The sequence below is a fragment of the Aromatoleum petrolei genome, assembly GCF_017894385.1.
In the GTDB taxonomy this organism is placed as follows: domain Bacteria; phylum Pseudomonadota; class Gammaproteobacteria; order Burkholderiales; family Rhodocyclaceae; genus Aromatoleum; species Aromatoleum petrolei.
Genome location: NZ_CP059560.1, coordinates 2556243 through 2575523 on the forward strand (window position 1 = coordinate 2556243; position 19281 = coordinate 2575523).

Annotated in this window: 14 protein-coding genes and 2 tRNA genes; 10 read left to right on the forward strand and 6 right to left on the reverse strand. The window is 68.1% G+C overall.

From position 1 onward, the window contains the following. The first annotated feature begins 269 nt into the window (after positions 1-269). The 6 genes from ToN1_RS11705 to ToN1_RS11730 all read left to right on the forward strand — a co-directional run bounded on the left by ToN1_RS11705 (position 270) and on the right by ToN1_RS11730 (position 7861). Entirely contained in the window at positions 270-1898 is a 1629-nt protein-coding gene (locus ToN1_RS11705) for a methyl-accepting chemotaxis protein (protein WP_169206523.1), read from the forward strand. Between the two features lie 185 nt (positions 1899-2083). Next, positions 2084-2683, forward strand: coding sequence for a lipocalin family protein (locus ToN1_RS11710; RefSeq protein WP_169206522.1), 600 nt, complete (start codon positions 2084-2086; stop codon positions 2681-2683). Positions 2684-2760: 77 nt separating this feature from the next. Then, the gene (locus tag ToN1_RS11715; protein WP_169206521.1) at positions 2761-3432 is read left to right on the forward strand and encodes a transglutaminase-like domain-containing protein; all 672 of its coding nucleotides are present in this window, start codon (positions 2761-2763) and stop codon (positions 3430-3432) included. Between the two features lie 113 nt (positions 3433-3545). Then, positions 3546-4292, forward strand: a complete 747-nt coding sequence (locus tag ToN1_RS11720) for an ABC transporter ATP-binding protein (protein WP_169206520.1) — start codon at positions 3546-3548, stop codon at positions 4290-4292. Between the two features lie 4 nt (positions 4293-4296). Next, entirely contained in the window at positions 4297-6660 is a 2364-nt protein-coding gene (locus ToN1_RS11725) for an ABC transporter permease (RefSeq protein ID WP_169206519.1), read from the forward strand. Positions 6661-6664: 4 nt separating this feature from the next. Continuing rightward, entirely contained in the window at positions 6665-7861 is a 1197-nt protein-coding gene (locus tag ToN1_RS11730) for an efflux RND transporter periplasmic adaptor subunit (protein WP_169206518.1), read from the forward strand. An 82-nt stretch (positions 7862-7943) separates the two neighbouring features. On the opposite strand, the gene ToN1_RS11735 is transcribed toward ToN1_RS11730, so the two are convergent. The 4 genes from ToN1_RS11735 to ToN1_RS11750 form a co-directional block, all read right to left on the reverse strand. After that, positions 7944-8020: transfer RNA gene (locus ToN1_RS11735), tRNA-Arg, on the reverse strand. Positions 8021-8324: 304 nt separating this feature from the next. Then, positions 8325-8401, reverse strand: a tRNA-Arg gene (locus ToN1_RS11740). Between the two features lie 113 nt (positions 8402-8514). Next, positions 8515-12939, reverse strand: coding sequence for a response regulator (locus ToN1_RS11745; protein WP_169206517.1), 4425 nt, complete (start codon positions 12937-12939; stop codon positions 8515-8517). 33 nt (positions 12940-12972) lie between these two features. Continuing rightward, on the reverse strand, positions 12973-14070 hold the full coding sequence (locus tag ToN1_RS11750; protein WP_169206516.1) for a response regulator: 1098 nt from the start codon (positions 14068-14070) through the stop codon (positions 12973-12975). Positions 14071-14304: 234 nt separating this feature from the next. Between ToN1_RS11750 and ToN1_RS11755 the strand changes: the two genes are divergently transcribed. Further along, entirely contained in the window at positions 14305-14796 is a 492-nt protein-coding gene (locus tag ToN1_RS11755; RefSeq protein ID WP_169206515.1) for an OmpA family protein, read from the forward strand. A 190-nt stretch (positions 14797-14986) separates the two neighbouring features. After that, complete coding sequence (locus tag ToN1_RS11760; RefSeq protein WP_169206514.1) at positions 14987-15454, forward strand: c-type cytochrome; 468 nt, start codon at positions 14987-14989, stop codon at positions 15452-15454. A gap of 58 nt (positions 15455-15512) precedes the next feature. Here ToN1_RS11760 and ToN1_RS11765 read toward each other — a convergent pair whose 3' ends face one another. Continuing rightward, positions 15513-16076: a hypothetical protein gene (locus tag ToN1_RS11765; protein ID WP_169206513.1), complete on the reverse strand. Its 564-nt coding sequence runs from the start codon at positions 16074-16076 to the stop codon at positions 15513-15515. A 250-nt stretch (positions 16077-16326) separates the two neighbouring features. Here ToN1_RS11765 and ToN1_RS11770 point away from each other — a divergent pair, with 250 nt between their 5' ends. Together ToN1_RS11770 and ToN1_RS11775 are read left to right on the forward strand one after the other, a co-directional pair. Then, on the forward strand, positions 16327-18171 hold the full coding sequence (locus ToN1_RS11770) for a sensor histidine kinase (RefSeq protein ID WP_169206512.1): 1845 nt from the start codon (positions 16327-16329) through the stop codon (positions 18169-18171). Next, positions 18155-18787, forward strand: a complete 633-nt coding sequence (locus ToN1_RS11775) for a response regulator transcription factor (RefSeq protein ID WP_169206511.1) — start codon at positions 18155-18157, stop codon at positions 18785-18787. The genes ToN1_RS11770 and ToN1_RS11775 overlap by 17 nt, the downstream gene beginning before the upstream one ends. Positions 18788-18796: 9 nt before the next feature. On the opposite strand, the gene ToN1_RS11780 is transcribed toward ToN1_RS11775, so the two are convergent. Continuing rightward, on the reverse strand, positions 18797-19162 hold the full coding sequence (locus ToN1_RS11780; protein ID WP_210148097.1) for a hypothetical protein: 366 nt from the start codon (positions 19160-19162) through the stop codon (positions 18797-18799). Between the last annotated feature and the right edge of the window lie 119 nt (positions 19163-19281).

Here is a 19281-nt window from a genome sequence, read left to right on the forward strand (position 1 = left end):
TCCGCGAAACCTCTCCGCCTTGCGGCTCAGCCCGGAATCGTCGTAACCGACGAAATTATCGAAGCACGACGCGTTGCGCAGTCGCCGCAGCAAACAAAGAAGCAATTCCGCATATTATTATTCCAATACATACAAGCACCCGCAATGCATTGATAAATGTCATAAACTCGGCATAAAGGGCGGAGCGCCGACCAGGAATTGAATAACAATGTGTTTCAACACTCCCTGTCCGGACCGGACATCGGGGCGCTGAAACAGGAGGGTCGGTTGTGATTCAATTCAAGGACATCCCGGTCGCGCGGAAGATCGGGTTGGTGCTGGGTCTCACGATGCTGCTGGTTGCCGCCGGCGTCGCATTCATGATTTACGGCGAACGCGAGCGAATGTATCGCGACCGCCTCACCGTCATCCAGGCACTGGTGGACCAGGCGATCACCGTCATTAACGAGCAGGCGGCGCTGACCGACGCCGGTACGCTCAGTGAAGAACAGGCGCGCCAGATCGCCGTCACGACCATCGGCAAGATGCGTTTCGGCGATGGCGACTACTTCTGGATCCAGGACAGCAAGGCCCGGATGCTCGCGCATCCGATCAAGCCGGAGCTGAACGGAAAGGACCTGAGCGACTTCAAGGACGCCGGCGGCCAGCGCATCTTCGTGCGCTTTGCCGAGATCGGGCGCCAGGGCGGCGAGTTCCACTACATGTGGCCCAAACCGGGCTACACCGAGCCACAACCCAAGATCTCGTACGTGAAACGGGCCGCCCGCTGGGACTGGATCGTCGGCACCGGGGTGTATACGGACGACATCGAGACTGCGTTTCGTCACGGGCTCCTCGGGAATGCAGGGCTCCTGGCGGGGATCTTCGCACTCGCCCTCCTGCTCGCGACGCTGATTCTGCGGCGCTACGTCACGGGACCGATCGGCCACCTGGACGCAGTCATGGCGAAAGTCGCGCGCGACGGCGATCTGACGGTGAACTACGGCTACTCGTCGAAGGACGAGATCGGCAGCATGTCGTCGGCCTTTCAGCGCTTGCTGACGACGCTGCGCGACAGCCTCGGCGCGATCCAACGAGATGCACAGAGCGTCGCGGCAAGCTCCGAACGTCTCGCGATTGCGGCACAGCAGGTGCGCTCAAGCACGGAGCAGCAGAGCGAGTCTGCGTCGTCGATGAGCGCCGCGGTCGAGCAGATGACCGTCAGCATCGCGCACGTGGCCGACAGCACGCATGGCGTGCGGGAACTGGGCGATCGCAGCGTCGCGGAAGGACACGACGGAGCGGTGCACACGGACCACCTGAGCGTCGAGCTCGGCAAGGTGCAAAGTGCCATCGAGGACGCGAACGGCACTCTCGACGAGTTCGTGGACGCGACCCAATTCATCACCAACCTCACTAGGCACGTGCGCGAGATTGCCGACCAGACGAATCTGCTCGCGCTCAATGCCGCGATCGAGGCGGCGCGAGCGGGGGAGCAAGGCCGCGGTTTTGCGGTGGTCGCCGACGAAGTCCGAAAACTCGCCGAGAAGTCGGGCCACACGGCCAACGAAATCAACGTACACACGCAGCGCATCGCCACGCAGGGCGAAGCCGTCGAGAGCGCCATGAGCGCCAGCCGCGAGCGCCTGGGCGCCGCGCGGACCCTGATGAGCAAGGTTGCCGCCGTGCTCAGCCACGCGGAGGCTTCCGCCCTCGAGACGCGCACCGGGCTTGCCGAGATCAGCAGCGCGATGTCCGAGCAGACCGCAGTGACCTCGGATATCGCGAAGAACATCGAGTGCATCGCACAGATGGCCGATGAGAACACCGCAGCCGCCGGGCAGACTGCGGAAGCCGCCGAAGAGCTGCGCCAGGTGTCCGGTCAGCTCAACACCACGGTCGAACGGTTCCGGATCTGATCGACGGCAACGAGGAGCGACGCCCGCAGGCCTCCTCGGGCGGAACCTGCCCCAGGGCGGGGCGCATCATCCGCGGACGGCAGGCCGGCACGAGCTTCATGATTCGCCGCGCCGCGCATCGCGGCGGCTTCGGCACGCCGCAAGGTACGCCTGGGCTAACATGTAGCTTTTCGCCTGCCGCAATCATGAAGCCCGCACGACATTCGACCGTCCGTTGCAGCTCCGCCTGCCGCACCATCCGGAGCGCCCTGCTCGCGCTCACCCTGCTGACGACGCAGCCCCTCTCCGCGCACGCGGGCGCCCAGCCCGCCGAGCTGACGACCATCGCCACGCTGGACGTACCGCGCTACATGGGCACGTGGTACGAGATCGCCAAGTACCCGAACCGCTTCCAGCGCCACTGCGCAGGCTTCACCCAGGCCGAGTACCGCCTGCAGGAGGACGGACGGGTGCAGGTGGCCAATCGCTGCCGCACGGCCGAGGGCCGCGTCGACGAGGCGATCGGCACCGCCCGCCAGATCGGCGACGCGAATTCCCCACGGCTGAAGGTCCGTTTCGCTCCGGCGTGGCTGTCCTTCCTGCCCTGGGTGTGGGGCGACTACTGGGTGATCGACCTCGACACGGATTACCGCCTCGCGGCGGTGAGCGAGCCCGGGCGGGAGTATCTGTGGATCCTCTCGCGCACGCCGACGGTCGAACCTCAGGCGCTGGAAGCACTGCGCGCGCGCCTCGCGACACGGGGCTTCGACCTGTCGCGCCTGGAGATGACGCGCCAGCAGGACTGATGTATGGCCGGGCCCCCGACTTCGACAGGCACGGCCGGAACGGTATATAGTTGCAGAGTCAATCATTGGACGCTTCAATGACAAATCCATACGCCTCGCCCACCGCGCTGATCGACAGCGACCACCCCGAAGTCCTCGCCTTCGCGCAAGAGCACTGCCACGGCCAGGACGTGCGCGAGCGCGCAGTGTCCCTGTACTACGCCGTACGGGACGGCTTCCGCTACGACCCCTATCGCATCGACCTGTCGGAGAACGGCATGAAGGCGAGCAGTGTCCTCGCCGCCGGCGCCGGCTGGTGCGTGCCGAAGGCCACGCTGCTGGCGGCGGTGTGCCGCGCGGCGGGCATTCCTGCGCGCCTGGGTTACGCGGACGTGCGCAACCACCTCAGCACCGAACGCATGCGCCAGACCATCGGCTCGGACCTGTACCGCTGGCACGGTTACACGGAGATCCTCATCGACGAGGCGTGGTACAAGGCCACGCCGGCGTTCAACCTCACGCTGTGCGAGCGCTTCGGCTTGCTGCCGCTGGAATTCGACGGTCGCAGCGACTCGATCTATCACGCCTTCGACCGCAGCGGCAACAAGCACATGGAATACGTGAATCAGCGCGGCCACTTCCCCGACGTGCCGCTGACCCAGATCACCGCGGATTTCCGCACGCACTATCCGCTGTGGTTGGAACAGGCCGAACAACTGCGGGCCGAGGATTTCCTCGCGGACGTGGAACGGGAAAACCAGCCCGCGTAACGCGGCCGCGCGGCGGGCAATCGGCGCCGCGCCGACTGCCGCGTGACGCGGTCGAGGTCACAAGCCGCGCACGCCGCGCTATGCTCCCAGCGTAGCCACCGCCGGAGCTGCGCATGCCCGAGCAGTCCGCCCCTTCCCCGCTCGTTGCGTCCTCGCCGCGCCCGATCTTCGAGGCGCGCGGCCTCACGAAGGTGTACCAGATGGGCGAGGTGCGCGTCGACGCGCTGCGCGGGGTAGATCTCGACCTCGTCGCGGGAGAACTCGTCGTGCTGCTGGGGCCCTCGGGGAGCGGAAAGTCGACGCTCTTGAACATCCTCGGCGGGCTCGATACGCCGACGAGCGGGACGGTGCGCTATGCAGAGCACGACCTCACCGTCGATGACGACGCGGCGATGACGCAGTACCGGCGCGAGCATGTCGGTTTCGTGTTCCAGTTCTACAACCTGATCCCCAGCCTCACCGCACGCGAAAACGTCGCGCTGGTGACCGAGATCGCGCACGACCCGATGACGCCCGAGGAGGCGCTGACGCTGGTGGGGCTGGCACAGCGCATGGACCACTTCCCCAGCCAGATGTCGGGCGGCGAGCAGCAGCGGGTGGCGATCGCCCGCGCGGTGGCGAAGCGGCCACAAGTGCTGCTGTGCGACGAACCAACCGGGGCGCTCGATGCGCAGACCGGCGTGATGGTGCTGGAGGTGATCGCGCGCGTGAATCGCGAGCTGGGAACGACCACCGTGCTGATCACGCACAACGCGGTGATCGCGGCGATGGCGGACCGCGTCGTGCATTTCGGCGACGGCCACGTCGTGCGCATCGAACGCAACGAGCGCCGCAAGGCGGCCGCCGAGCTGAGCTGGTAGCGCCATGCGCGCGATCGACCGCAAGCTGTGGCGCGACTTGTGGCACATGCGCGGACAGGCCATCGCGATCGCGCTGGTGGTGATGTGCGGCGTGGGCACCTACGTGATGTTCCTGTCGACGCTCGGCGCGCTGCGCGCGACGCAGGATGACTATTACCGCGAGTACCGCTTCGCCGAGGTGTTTGCGAGCCTGAAACGCGCGCCGGAATCGCTGCGCGCCCGCATCGCGGCGATTCCGGGCGTCGAGCGCGTGGAGACGCGCGTCGTGCAGCCGGTGCGACTGGACATGCCGGACTTCCCCGAGCCGGTGAGCGCGCGCATGGTGTCGCTCGCGGGCGATGCGCCGCACGGCCTCAACGGCCTGCACCTGCGCGAAGGGCGCCTGCCGCTGTCCGGGCGCGCGGACGAGGTGGTCGTCAGCACGCCCTTCGCGAAGGCGCACACGCTGCATCCGGGCGACCGCTTCCACGCGATCCTCAACGGCCGCCGCCAGGCGCTGACGGTGGTGGGCACGGCGCTGTCGCCGGAGTTCGTGCAGCAGCTGCGGCCGGGCTCGGCCTTCCCCGATCCCAAACGCTACGGCGTGATGTGGATGGGGCGCAAGGCGCTGGGGCAGGCCTACGACCTCGACGGTGCCTTCAACGACCTCGCGCTGAGCCTGCGTCCGGGCGCCGGCGCGCAGGACGTGATCGACCGCGTCGATGCGCTGATCACGCCTTTCGGTGGACTCGGCGCCTACGCGCGCAAGGACCAGCTCTCGCACCGCTTCCTCACGCAGGAGCTGGACCAGCTCGGCACGCTGGCCACCTTGTTCCCGACGATGTTCATGGGCGTCGCGGCCTTCCTGCTGAACGTCGTGATCGGCCGCCTCGTGACGATGCAGCGCGAGCAGATCGCGACGCTGAAGGCCTTCGGCTACGGCAATGGCGCGGTGACGGCGCATTACCTGAAGCTCGTCGCGGTGATCGCCGGCGCGGGCATCGCGGGCGGGATCCTGCTGGGCGCATGGCTGGGGCACGCGCTGTCCGGGATCTACATGGAGTTCTACTACTTCCCGTGGCTGCGCTTCAGCCTGCAGCCTGAAACAATGCTGGAGGCTGCAGGTGCGAGCCTCGCCGCCGCGGGTGCGGGCACCATCGTCGCGGTGTGGCGGGCCGCGCGCCTCAAGCCCGCTGAGGCGATGCGCCCCGAACCGCCACCGCGCTATCGCGAGACGCTGGTCGAGAAGCTGGGCCTGAAGCGCTGGCTGTCGCAGCCCACGCGCATGATCCTGCGCCACATCTGGCGCAAGCCGCTGAAGTCCGCGCTGACGACGCTGGGCATCGCGCTCGCGTGCGGCATCATCCTCACCGGCCTGTTCCAGCGCGACACCGTCGGCTTCATGATGAATGTGCATTACGGCCTCGCACAGCGCGAGGACCTGTCGGTCGCGTTCACAGAACCCACGGCCTACCGCGCGCGCTTCGATCTGACGGGGCTGCCCGGCGTGGAACACGTCGAGGCCTTCCGCTCCGTGCCGGTGCGTCTTCGCAGCGGACATCTGGACTACCGCACGACGATCCGCGGCATCGAGCCGGCCGGGGAGTTGCAGCGCCTGCTCGACACCTCGCTGCACCCGGTCGCGATGCCCGCCGACGGCATCCTGCTCACCGACCATCTCGGCAAAATGCTGGGCGTGCGCGCGGGCGACCGCATCGTCGTCGAGGTGCTGGAAGGCAACCGGCCGCTGCGCGAAGCGACGGTCGCGGGCCTCGTGAAAGAGTACCTCGGCGTCGCGGCCTACATGGATCTGGCGGCGCTCAACCGCTTCATGCACGAGGGGCCGACAATCTCGGGCGCGTGGCTGGCCGTCGATCACGCGCAGCTGCAGGGGCTGTACGCGCGCCTCAAGGAGCTGCCGCGCGTCGCGGGGGTGGCCGAACGCGTGCAGGAGATCCGCAACTTCAACCGCCTGATGGACGAGACGATGCTGTTCTTCACCTACGTGTCGACGGTATTCGCAGTGATCATCGCCTTCGGGGTGATCTACAACAGCGCGCGCATCGCGCTGACCGAGCGCGGGCGGGAGCTCGCGAGCCTGCGCGTGCTCGGCTTCACGCGCGGCGAGATCGGCTACATCCTGCTCGGCGAACTCGGCATCCTGACGCTGGTCGCGATCCCATTGGGCCTCAAGCTCGGCGAGGCGATGTGCTACTACATCGCGCAGACGATGCAGACCGACCTCTTCCGCGTGCCGGTCGTGCTGGTGCCGCAAACCTATGCCTTCGCCGTCGCGGTGGTGCTGGTTTCGGCGGTGCTGTCGGGGCTCGCGGTGCGCCGCCGCCTCGACCGGCTCGACCTCATCGAAGTCTTGAAGACCCCGGAGTGAAACGATGAAAACCAAGGTGCAGTGGCGCCGACAGATCGTGTTCGCGCTGATCGTCGCGGCGCTCGCGTGGGGGATGTATTCGGGCTTCCGGCCGCAACCGGTGGTCGTGGAGTTCGGCGAGGCGGTGCGCGCGCCGCTGCGCGTCACGGTCGAGCAGGAGGGGCGTACGCGCGTCGTCGACCGCTACGTCGTCACGGCGCCGGTCGACGGCTACGCGCGCCGCATCGCGCTCGACGTGGGCGACACGGTCGAGGCGGGCGTCCCGCTCGTCGCGCTGGAGGCGACGCGCTCGGCAGTGCTGGACGCGCGCCGGCACGCCGAGGCCGAGGCGCGCGTCGCGGCGGCGCAGGCGAACCTCGCCGCGGTCGAACAGCGCGTGCTGGCAGCAGAGGCCGGTGCCGAGCTGTCGGGCAAGGAGCTCGCACGCATCCGCACGCTGCGCGCGGCCGGCCACGTCACCGCCGATGCCGCGGACCGCGCGGTGGCGGCGGACGATCGCGCGGGCGCGGAGCTGCGTTCGGCGCGCTTCACCGTCGCCACCGCCCGCCACGAACTGGAGGCCGCGCGCACGGCCCTCGGCTACGCCGCAGCAGGCGGCGCGGGCGAACCGGTGCTCGTGCGCGCGCCGGTCGCAGGCCAGGTGCTGAAGATCCCGCGCAAGAGCGAGGGCGCGGTCGAGAGCGGCCAGCCGCTGGTCGAAATCGGCGACCCGCGCGCGCTGGAGGTCGAGGTCGACGTGCTCTCCGCCGACGCGGTACGCATCCGCCCCGGCACCCGCGTTCTGTTCGAACGCTGGGGCGGCGAGGGCGCGCTGGAGGGCGTCGTGCGCGTCATCGAACCGGCGGGCTTCACCAAGGTATCGGCACTGGGCGTCGAGGAGCAGCGCGTGTGGGTGATCGTCGATTTCAAGTCGCCGCCGGAGACCTGGCAGCGCCTCGGCGACGGCTATCGCGTCGAGGCGAGTTTCGTGCTGTGGGAAGGCGCGAACGTACTCCAGGTCCCCGCGAGCGCGCTGTTCCGCGACGGCGACGCCTGGGCCGCCTTCGTCGTCGAGGAAGGTCGTGCCGTGCGCCGGCGCATCGACACCGGGCAACGCACCGGACTGATTGCCGAGGCGCTGGGGGGGCTCAAGGAAGGTGACCGCGTGGTCGTGCATCCGGACGACCGGCTGCGGGACGGCGTAAAGGTGAGCGGGCGATGAAGGACGCCAGGCGAATTTGGCCGCGACGATCCGTGCCAAAAAAAAAACGGGGCACCGATCTGGTGCCCCGCTTTAGCGTGCATGGCGCGCCCGGCAGGATTCGAACCCACGACCCCCTGGTTCGTAGCCAGGTACTCTATCCAACTGAGCTACGGGCGCTAAAGGAGCGGGATTATAGCGTACTTTCGAAATCAGTCAAGCCCGGGACCCGGATTCGCAATCAAATGACACCCGGGAGGTGGTCGCCCCCGCCCGGCGAGCAGGCACCACGGTCCCGTTGCGTCGCCCTTCAATATGTGGATCTCCCGTCCTCGCAAAGATATAGCGATTTGCCCGGTTTCATGAAGACGCGCCGCACCAAGGGCTCCTGCGCTGCTCGTCCGGTTTCCGGACCGACTACGCAAAGATTTTCGCCGAACCCAAGAAAAAGGGGCTAGCGGAATCGCTAACCCCTTGATGTATCTGGCGCGCCCGAGACGATTCGAACGTCCGACCCCTGCCTTCGGAGGGCAGTACTCTATCCAGCTGAGCTACGGGCGCCTTGTGCCACTGACGTGGCGACGGAACGCGGCATTATACCTGAACCGCGGCAGGTGACGAGCTCTGCCTTCGGATAGCAGGAATCCGCGCAGCCCTTGGCCGCACTCTCCTCCTCAGGAGCCATTCCGGCTCAACACCGCAAGGCTCACCAGCGCCTTGTCGAAATCGTAGGCGGCGACGCTGGTGGCGACCTGTTTCAGGGCGGGTGCGATCGGGGTGCCAGTGGCTCGTTCGGCGAGGGCCTCGATGACCTCGGCGGCTTCGGGATCGCTGTCTTCGAGCAGGGCCTTGAGGCGGGCGATGTCTGGTTGCAGGTTTCCGGCGTCAACGGCCGCTGCGATTGTTTCCGCTGGTGGCACAGCGGGATCCGCCCGGCCGAGCTCATCCAGACCTTCGATGACGGGGGCGAGTTCGGCGAGCGTCCACTCGAGCAGCGGGGTGAGCTGCGCGCTCGGGAGCCTGTCGCGGCACGCGTGTTCCAGGGCTTCGGCAGCGGTCTGCACGCCGCGCGCACCGATGTTGGCGGCATTGCCCTTGAGGGTGTGGGCGGCGCGCATGGCGGCAGTCGCGTCCAGGTCGGCCTGGGCGGCGGCGAACTGTTCGGCGAAGCGGCTTTGGGTGTCGCGGAAACGCGTGAGCATGCGCAGGTAGAGCTTACGGTTGTCCATCGTCGTCGCGAGGCCGGCGGCGACGTCGATGCCGGCCAGCGGGGGCAGGACGGCAGCCGCAGGCTCTGACTCCGGCTGCGGCGCGGCCTGCGCCGCGGCGACGGCGGAGGGACGGATCCATTTGGCGAGGGTGACGAACATGCCGGCGACGTCGAGCGGCTTGGCGATGTGGTCGTCCATGCCGGCGGCGATGGCCTTGTCGCGGTCGCCGGCCATGGTGTTGGCCGTCATCGCGAGCACGGGGAGCCTGGCCCACGCGAGGTTGCGCCGGATTTCGCGCGTGGCGGTGTAGCCGTCCATGACGGGCATCTGGCAGTCCATGAGGATGCCGTCGAAGCGGGCGTCGCGGGCGAGGGTGTCGAGCGCTTCCTGGCCGTTGCCGGCGACGACGACTTCGATGCCGGCCTGGCGCAGGAGGTCGGTGGCGAGCTCCTGGTTCATTTCGTTGTCTTCGACGAGCAGCACGCGGGCGCCGGCGAGCGTCGCCATGGCGGCGCTGGAGCTGTCGATGCTTTCGTGCGCGCGGGTATCGACGAGGCCGCGCTTGCCGAGCGCCTCGCCGATGGCTTCGAGCAGGCGCGATGCCGTGACCGGCTTGGTGAGGGCGGACTTGATGGCGACGCCGCGCAGTTCGGCCGAGCCGAGCGCTTCTTCGCGGCCGTAGGCGGTGACCATTATGACGGCGGGCTGGCGCGCGGGGTGCCCGGCCTGCAGGCGGCGCACGGCCTCGACGCCGTCGATGACGGGCATCTTCCAGTCCATCAGCACGAGGTCGTACGGGGTTTGCCGTACGTCGGCGGCGGCGATCATGTCGAGCGCCTGGTTGCCGTCCCATGCGACATCGACCGTCAGGCCGAAGTGCCGCAGCATGGCGGAGAAGAATTCGCGCGCGGAGGCGTTGTCATCGACGACGAGCACGCGCACGCCCTGCAGTTCGTCGGCACGCAGCATGCGCCGCATCGCGGGTTCGGCCTGCATGCCGAAACGGGCGGTGAAGTGGAAGGTGGAGCCGCGGCCGACGGCGCTTTCGACCCAGATGCGGCCCTTCATCATTTCGACCAGCCGCTTCGAGATCGCCAGGCCGAGGCCGGTGCCGCCGTACTTGCGCGTGGTAGAGGCATCGGCCTGGGTGAAGCTGCGGAACAGCGATTCGCATTGCTCGGGGCTCATGCCGATGCCGGTGTCACGCACCCAGAAATGCAGCTCGACCTGGTCGGCGGCCTGCGAGGCGGTTTCGATGCCGACGACGATCTCGCCCGTTTCGGTGAACTTGACTGCATTGTTGCCGAGGTTGACCAGGACCTGACCGAGGCGCAGCGGGTCGCCGACGAGGGCAGTGGGGACGTCCGGGGCGGCATTGAACAGCAGTTCCAGCCCCTTGTCCTCGGTCTTGAGGCCAACGAGGTTGGCGAGGTGGTCCATGACGTCTTCGAGCCGGAATTCGACCGTTTCCATCGACATCTTGCCGGCTTCGATCTTGGAGAAGTCGAGGATGTCGTTGATGATGCCGAGGAGGTTTTCGCCGGCCCGATGCACCTTCTCGATGTAGTTGCGCTGCTTGCGGTCGAGCGGCCCTTGCAGCGCGAGGTGCGACATGCCGATGATGGCATTCATCGGCGTTCGGATCTCGTGGCTCATGTTGGCGAGGAAGTCGCTCTTGGCGCGCGTGGCTTCCTCGGCGAGCTCCTTGGCGCGCAGGATCTCGGCCTCGGCGCGCTTGCGGTCGGTGATGTCGAGCAGCCAGCCCATGACGCCTTCCTCGCCCTCCTGGGCGAAGGGCATGAAGGTGACGAGGAAGTCGCGCAGTTCGCCGCCGGCAGCCACCAGACGCGTCTCGCGGTCGCGGATGTAGCCGTCGCGGCGCAGGTCCTCGACCATGCGCAGGCGGTCTTCGGGCGATGCGTAGATGTGCAGCGCGCTGTCGCCCGGGCCGCAGCCGAACATGCGCGTGAACTCGGGGTTGGTGTAGCGGAACAAGCCGTCGGTCGTGAAGGCAGTGCCCACGGGGCTGTGGTCGAGGATGTACTGCAGCGAGGCGCGCTGGTCGGCGAGGGCCTTCTCGGCGGCCTTGCGTTCGGTGATGTCGCGGAACACGACGACGGTGCCGACGAGGCTGCCATCCTTGTGGATGGGCGTGGTCGAGTATTCGACCGGAAGCGCGCTGCCGTCCTTGCGCCACAGGACTTCGCTGTCGACGGTTCGCGCCTGGCCATCCATGCCGGTGAGGTACATCGAGCACTTGTCGCGCGGAAAGTCGCGGCCGTCCGGATAGCTGTGGTGGATCAGCGCATGCACGGCCCGGCCGACGAACTCCTCTTCGCGGTATCCGAGCATCGCCGGCGCCGCGGGGTTGGCGAAGGTCATCACGCCGTCCTGATCGAGGCCGATGATGCCGTCCTTGACGGAGCCCAGGATCAGGCGGCTGCGCTCTTCGAGGATCGCCAGATGGGCCGAGGTATCGCGCAGCGAGGCCTGCTGGGCCTCGAGTTCCACCGTCTGCTCCTCGAGCAGGCGCGCCTGCTGTTCCATGTTCTCGGCCTGGCGCTGCGTTTCCTCGAGCAGCGTCTGCGTGGCCGCGTTGCGTTCGAGGATCTCGAGGGTCATCGCGAGGATCGGCATCACGCCATCGAGCAGGGCTTGCTGGGGCGCGCCGAACGCTTCGAAGGTGGCCAGTTCCACCACCGCCAACAGGCGTTCGTTGCGCGCCACGGGGAAGACGGCGATCACGCGCGGGGCCGCCTCGCCCAGTCCGGATGCGATGTGGATGTAGTCCGCAGGCGGGTTGGTGAAGATGATCGGCGCGCGCTCGAGCGCGCATTGCCCGACCAGACCTTGGCCGGGGGCGAACTGCGGGACGGGTTGCGCCGTCCCGCGCAGGGCGTAGCCCGCGAGCAGGACGAGGCGGCGCGCGGGCTCGTCGTGGTAGTAGAAGGCGGCGTGGCCGAGCTTGAGAACCGGTGCGAGGTTGGAGAGGAACTTCTGTGCCAGGTCGGCGAGGCTGGACGACATCTGCAGGTCGCCGGAAATGGCCGCGAGGTGGGTCTTGAGCCAGCGCTGCGTCTCGGCCTTGCGCGCCTCGACGCGCAGTACCTCGATGGCGCGCGCGAGGTCGCCGATTTCGTTGGGATATGCGGTGTGCGGGACGGGCTGCTCGAAATGGCCGGCCGAGATCTGCTCGACGACGCTGCGCAGGCGCTCGGTGGGCCGCCGGATGGACTGCGCGACGAGGGCGCCCAGCAGCAGCGCGAGCAAGCCTCCGCCGATGATCATGGCGTACGTGGTGCGCTCGATCTCGACCATGCGCCGGTCGGCCGCGGTCGCGGCGTCGCGCGCTTCTTCCTCCATCACGCGCGCGATGTCGACCAGAAGGTCGCCGGCGGCCTTTCCGGCGTGCTGAAAGCCGGGCGAGGCGACTGCGGCCAGCGCGTCCATGAGGTCGCCCTTCTTCTGCAGGTCGACGACCCGCGCGACCACGGCCTTGTACTGCGTGAAACGCTCGTCGAAGCGCGCGAGCCGCTCGCGGTTGTCCTGACGGTGGAACAAGGCCACCGCCGACTCCAGTTCGCTGCGCATGCGACTCTCGGACTCGGCAAGCTGACGCAGCGCCAGATCGCGTTCGCCGGGCTCCTGCGGCAGGATGGCCTGGCGCAGCGCATGGCCCATCTGCGCGAACTGGATGCGTGCCTCCTTGACGTGCGAGACGCCCATCAGCTCCCGTTCGTACAGCGCCTGCAACTCGTCGTTCAGCTGATGCTGGCTGTACAGCGAATTCAGGCTGATGCCGCCGACGACCAGCAGCAGGCCGACGAAGCCCAGCATCAGTTTCGCCGCCAGCGTGCGGCGCTCTAGCGCGGACATCGAAAGGCTCATTGTTGCGGCTCCTGGTTGCGCGGCGAGGGCGGCCTAGTCGGTAAAGCGCGCGGCGATGGCGCGGAATTCGTCCTGCAGTGCGACGAAGGCGTCGACGATGTCGGGGTCAAAGTGCGAGCCGCGGCCGTCGCGGATGATGACGGCAGCCTGCTCATGCGACATACCCTCCTTATACACGCGCTTGCTGATCAGCGCGTCGTACACGTCGGCCAATGCCATCAGGCGCGCGGAGATCGGGATCGCGTCGCCGGCGATGCCTTCGGGGTAGCCCGAGCCGTCCCACTTTTCCTGATGGTAATAGGCGATCTCCTTGGCCAGACGCAGGAAGTCGACATCCATGCCGAGTTTCCGCTCCGCGTGGATGATGGCGTCGCGGCCGAGCGTGGTGTGCGCCTTCATCGTCTCGAATTCCGCGTCGTCGAAGCGACCGGGCTTGAGCAGGATGCGGTCGGGAATGCCGACCTTGCCGATGTCATGGAGCGGGGCCGACTTGAACAGCATGTCTATCGTCGCGTCGGTCAGGAATTCACGGAACCGCGGATGCGGCTGCAGGTGTTCGGCCAGCGCCCGGACGTAGAACTGGGTGCGGCGGATGTGGTTGCCGGTGTCGTTGTCGCGTGTTTCCGCGAGCGAGGCCATCGCGAGGATGGCGACGTCCTGGATCGCGGCGAGCTCGCGCGTGCGCCGGGCGACCTCGGCTTCGAGGTAGGCATTCTTGTCGCGCAGGAAGTCGGCGGCGGCCTTGATGTGCAGATGGGTAGCGACGCGCGCCAGCACCACCGGCGGATTGACGGGCTTGGTGATGAAGTCGGCCGCGCCCATCGCGAGGCCCCTCGTCTCGTCCTCGGTCGCGGTCATTGCGGTGAGGAAGATGATGGGGATGTCGCGCGTGGCCATATCGGCCTTGAGCGCCTCGCACACGTCGTAGCCGGAGAGGCCGGGCATCATGATGTCGAGCAGGATCAGGTCGGGCGCGGGCTCGCCGCGGGCGATGCGTAGCGCCTTGTCGCCGCCGTTGGCGACCTTGACCTTGTAGCGGTCCTTCAGCAGGCCGGACATCAGCGACAGATTGTCGGGGGTGTCGTCGACCACCAGGACTGTGGGCTTCTCGATGATCGTCGGTATGTCCATCTCTCTCCTCTCTGCTCCACCCGCCCGCGCGTCGCCCACCGGACTTCGCATATTCAAACGCCACCGCGCAGCGGAGGCAACCAGCTTGCCACCCCGCCGGCACCACAATGCGTCGAATTTCGCTGCAAGGAGGCGATCTTCAGCGAAACGATTCGATACGATTTCGCGACGTTTGGGCTAAACTGCCCGCCGACCCTGCGTTCGCGGGATAACTTTGTGACTGGAGCGTAGAACATGTTCGATCAGGAAGACGGAGAACTCAACGTCGTCATCGGTGTGCTCTTCGGTGTCATCGCGCTGGTAATCGCGCTGGTGATCGGCCTCGGGACCTGGAAGCTGCGCGCGGCCGAGGTGCCGGCACCGGCCGCGGCGGCAGCGGTGGCAGGTGAATTCGCCGACGTGGCCGAGGTGGGCGAGCCGCTGGTGAAGTTCTATTTCGCGGTCGGCGAGGCGGCATTGCCGGCGGATGCGTCGCCGGACATCGCGACGATCGTCGTTGCACTGGAAGCTGCACCGGACAAGAAGGTGCTCCTGTCGGGCTTCCATGACGAGACCGGCGGCGCCGCGGTGAATGCCGAGGTATCGAAGAACCGTGCGCTGGCCGTGCGCGACGCGCTGGTCGAGGCGGGCGTGCCGGCCGACCGCGTACTGCTGCGCCGTCCGGCAGTGACGCTGGGGGGTGGCGACGCCGCCGAGGCGCGCCGCGTCGAGGTGCGCGTTCAGTAAGCGGCGCGCTTTCCGCAGCACACCAATCCGCCGGGGACACCCCGGCTTTTTTGTGTGCACGCCGCTGCGCACAGGGCAGGATTGCCCGCCCCGGGCAGGCCGGGCCGCCAGCACGTAACCGCCACCCGGCCCGAGGCCGGCGTGGCGGCTATACTTGCGGCTTCCCAAACAACACCTACAAGGAGCCCGCATGACCGCCTCGTGCAACCGGCCCGCCCCTCTCCCCGACCGTTCCGTCCGCCCGCTCGCGCTGCCCGCCGTCGCACTGCTCGCCGCCCTGCTGGGGGCCTGCAGCCAGCCGCAGCAGGGTGACCCGGAAGCCCGCGCCAGCCGCATCGAGCCGGTCGCGAAGATCTCGCTGAAAGTGCAGAAGGTGGCACCGGGCAGCCGTACCGGCGAACAGATCTACCAGGGCACCTGCGCCGGCTGCCACGCAGCGGGCGCGCTCGGCGCACCGAAGACGGGAGATGCCGCCGCCTGGGCGCCGCGCATCGCGCAGGGCTTCGACACGCTGACGAAGAACGCCATCAGCGGCATCCGCCAGATGCCACCGCGCGGAGGCGGCGCCGATCTCACCGATACCGAGGTGCGCCGTGCGGTGGCCTACCTCGCCAACAGCGGCGGCGCGAAGTTCGCCGAGCCGCCGGTCGAAAAGTAAGCCCGCACCGGCATCCGCAAGGGCGGAGACGCCATGCAAGGCGTCCCCGCGGCCGCCCTCAGGGGACGAGGCAGACCTTGCCGGTGAACTTCATGTCGACGGCACCGGCGCAATTGACCGTGCCGTCGATATACAGCCGCCCGCCGCCCGTGGGCGAGAAGATGCCGCGGCCACTCTGCGGATCGGAAACCTCGGTGAAGGAACCGAATTCCAGGCCCGGAATGCCGCAACTGCGGAAATCCGGAACGCTGGAGAAGCGGCTGATCGACACCGCCTGCGTGTGAATCCTTTCGCCGCCGTACTGGGCGGGCACAACGTCGTCGCAGACGAGCGTGTGGGTGAATCCCCCGAAGCTTCCATCCGGATTGAAGAAAGCCTTGCCGTGGATCCCGCATTTCAGGCTCGGCATACCATCGATCTTGCCGGCCAGCACGCCCAGCGTGTCGCCAGGCCCCAGGGCATTCGTCAGGATCTTCCCGGAGATCGGTACCAGGCGACCCGGTGCCTCGCAGGGAAGTTCATCGGCGCTCGCAGCGCCGGATGCGAGGGCGAGGACCGCGACGGCAGCCGCCGTTGCGCCCCGGATCAGCGAATACACCAGCGCCGGATTCTTTTTCTTCATCAGTTCAGCTCCACCGGAAATATTGTTATGAAGGCCCGCCGCGGTCGTCGGAACGCACGCGATCGAACGGGAAAATTCCCGCAGAGGATTGTACGGAGATGCGTTGCAGGTGGGTGAAAATGCGCACCTCATGCACGGCCGGACTGCGGAAACCGTCACGCCGTGGGCGTTGTGGCCCTTCCTCCGCCCCCCGCGCGCACACCCATGACGACCGCTTGACCGTCCGCGGCGAACGCGGGATGCTTGACCGATGCCTGCATACCCCGGCGTGCGGCGCCTGCTCGGCGCCGTGCTGTTCCTCCTCGCCACCCTGGCGCCGGCCCGCTCAGCCCCGGCCGACGATCCCGACGCCGTGCGCATCGGCGTGCTCGCCTTCCTCGGCGCGGAAGCCGCCATCGGCGAGTGGTCGCCAGTGCAGCGCCGCGTACAGGCCGCGCTGCCCGGACGCACGGTCAGCCTCGTGCAGCTCGACCACCGCGGCCTGCGCGACGCCGCGGCGGCAGGCGAGATCGACTTCCTGATCACCAACCCCGGCCATTACGTCGAGCTCGAAGCCGAGCTGGGCGCGAGCCGCATCCTGACACTGGACCCCGGCCCGCCGCGCACGCCCGAGCGCTCCATCGGCTCCGCGGTGATCGTGCAGGCCGGCAGCGGCGGGCTGCGCACCCTCGCCGACCTGCGCGGGAAACGCCTCGCGGTCGTGTCGACGGAAGGATTCGGCGGCTTTCAGACGGTCTGGCGCGAGCTCGCCGCGCAGGGTATCGACCCGCAGCGCGACCTCGCCGAACTCAAGGTCGTCGGCCTGCCGATGACGAACGTGTTCGAGGCCGTCGCGCGCGGCGACGTGGACGCCGGTGTCGTGCGTAGTTGCCTGCTCGAAAGCCGCGAGGAATGGCGCCGCGACTTTGCGGTGCTGGACGCGCGCAAGGAGGCGGATTTCCCCTGCGCGAGCTCGACGCGGTTGTACCCCGACTGGCCACTCGCGACCCTTCGCCACACCCCGACCGCGCTGGCCAGGGATGTGACGCTCGCGCTGCTGGGGATGTCGGCCGATCGCGACGGCATGGAGTGGGCGGTCCCGGCGGACTACCAGGCGGTGCACGAGATGTTCCGCGAGCTGCAGATCGGCCCCTATGCCTACCTGCGCGAGCCGACGCTGATGGTGCTGGCCGAGCGCTACTGGCCCTGGATCGCGACGTTCGCGCTGCTGCTGGCGGCGTGGATCCTGTACACGGTGCGTGTCGAGCACCTTGTGCATGCGCGCACCGCCGAACTGCGTGCGGCACTCGCGGCGCGCGAGGCCCTGGAGGCGCGCATCCGCGCCAACCAGGAGCAGGCCGACCACCTCGCGCGCCTGTCGGTGCTGGGCGAACTCGCCGGCACGCTTGCGCACGAGCTCAACCAGCCGCTCGCGACGATCGCCAACTACGCGCAGAGCCTCATCCGCCGCAGCGACAATGGCCGCCTCACCGACGACGCGGTGCGCGAGGCCTCGGCCGAGATCGCCGGCCAAGCCGAACGCGCCGCCGGCATCCTCGGCCGCATCCGCGGTTTCGCCAGGAAACGCGCGGCGGTGCGCGAGCGCGTCGCCCCTGGCACGCTGGTCGCCGAGGCGGTCGCACTGTTCCGCGGCATGCTCGCGAACGCCCCCGACATTGCCGTGGACGACGCGCTGCCGGCCGACGCCAGCGTCGACGTCGACCCGCTGCAGATCCAGCAGGTGCTGCTGAACCTGCTCAAGAACGGGTACGATGCGGCGCGCGGCCTGCCGCCCGAGCGCCAGCGCCTGGCCGTGCGCATTGGCAAGGGCGCAGGGGAGAGCGCCGGACACGCGCACATCACCGTGCGCGATTACGGCTGCGGGCTCGACGCGGCCGCGCGCGAACGCCTGTTCGAGCCCTTCTTCACCACCAAGCCGGATGGGCTGGGGCTGGGTCTGTCGATCTGCCGCACCATCGCCGAGGCCCATCGCGGACGCCTGACCGTCGATGGCACGGGCGAAGCTCCGGGCTGTGAATTCATCCTGAGTCTGCCGCTGGCGCCATCCGCCAGCGCACCAACGGAGAGCCGAAGCACCCATGCTGCCGACCGATGAAGCCGTGATCCATGTCGTGGACGACGATGCGGCCTTCCGCCGCTCGCTCGTGTTCCTGCTCGAATCGGTCGGCTGGCACGTTGCGAGCCACGCTTCAGCCGAGGACTTCCTCGCCACGCGGGCCGGCTCGCCCGAGGCGCCCGCCTGCCTCGTGCTCGACATCCGCATGCCGACCATGAGCGGGCTCGAGCTGCAGGAACGCCTGCGCGCGGACGGCGCGCAGCCGCCCATCGTCTTCATCACCGGCCACGGCGACATCGAGCTCGCGGTACAGGCGATGAAGCACGGCGCGTGTGACTTCCTGCAAAAGCCGTTCAAGGATCAGGCGCTGCTCGATGCCGTCGCCGCGGCGGTGCGGCGCGGCGCCGAAGACCGCTCGCGCCACGCTCTGCGCGACGAGGCGAAGGCGCGCCTCGCCCGCCTGTCGCCACGCGAACTGGAAGTCGCCCGTCTCGTCGCGCAGGGGCTGCCCAACAAGCTCGTCGCGCGCGAACTCGACATCAGCGAGAAGACGGTGCATGTGCACCGCCAGCACGTCATGGACAAGGCCGAGGTGGGCAGCGCCGCGGAACTCGCGCGCCTGATGCTGCGCGCGGACCCCGCGGCGTTGGACTGAAGGGACGGCCTAGCGGCGCGGACCGCCGCCCATGCCGCCGCCCGGCCCGGGCCCCATCCCCCCGCCCATTCCACCACCGGGACCCATCATTGCGCCGCCGCGCATCGGCGGCTCCTCGGGCAGCGTGACGCCGCGCTCCTTCGCGCGCTTGACCATCTGCTCATGATGCTCGGCGCGAATCTTCTCGCGCTCTTCGAGCGTCTTCGCGGCGCGCATGCGGTCACGCTGTTCGATGCGCTCCTGTGACGTCATCATCTGTGATCCGAAGATCGGCGCATCATCGGCGATCGGCGGCAACCCTCCCGCCGGCTGGGCGAAGGCTCCGCCCGCGAGCAGCGCGGCGACACAGGCCGCCGTCAGCAATCCGGTTTTCATCGCAAGCTCCTTGGTCGGTGAGTCAAACGGCAAGCCGCCGGTCCGCCCCCTCTCGACGCGGAACCGGTAGCATCCCGATTAAATATAGACCTTTTCTTATATTGCTCCGCATGCATTTA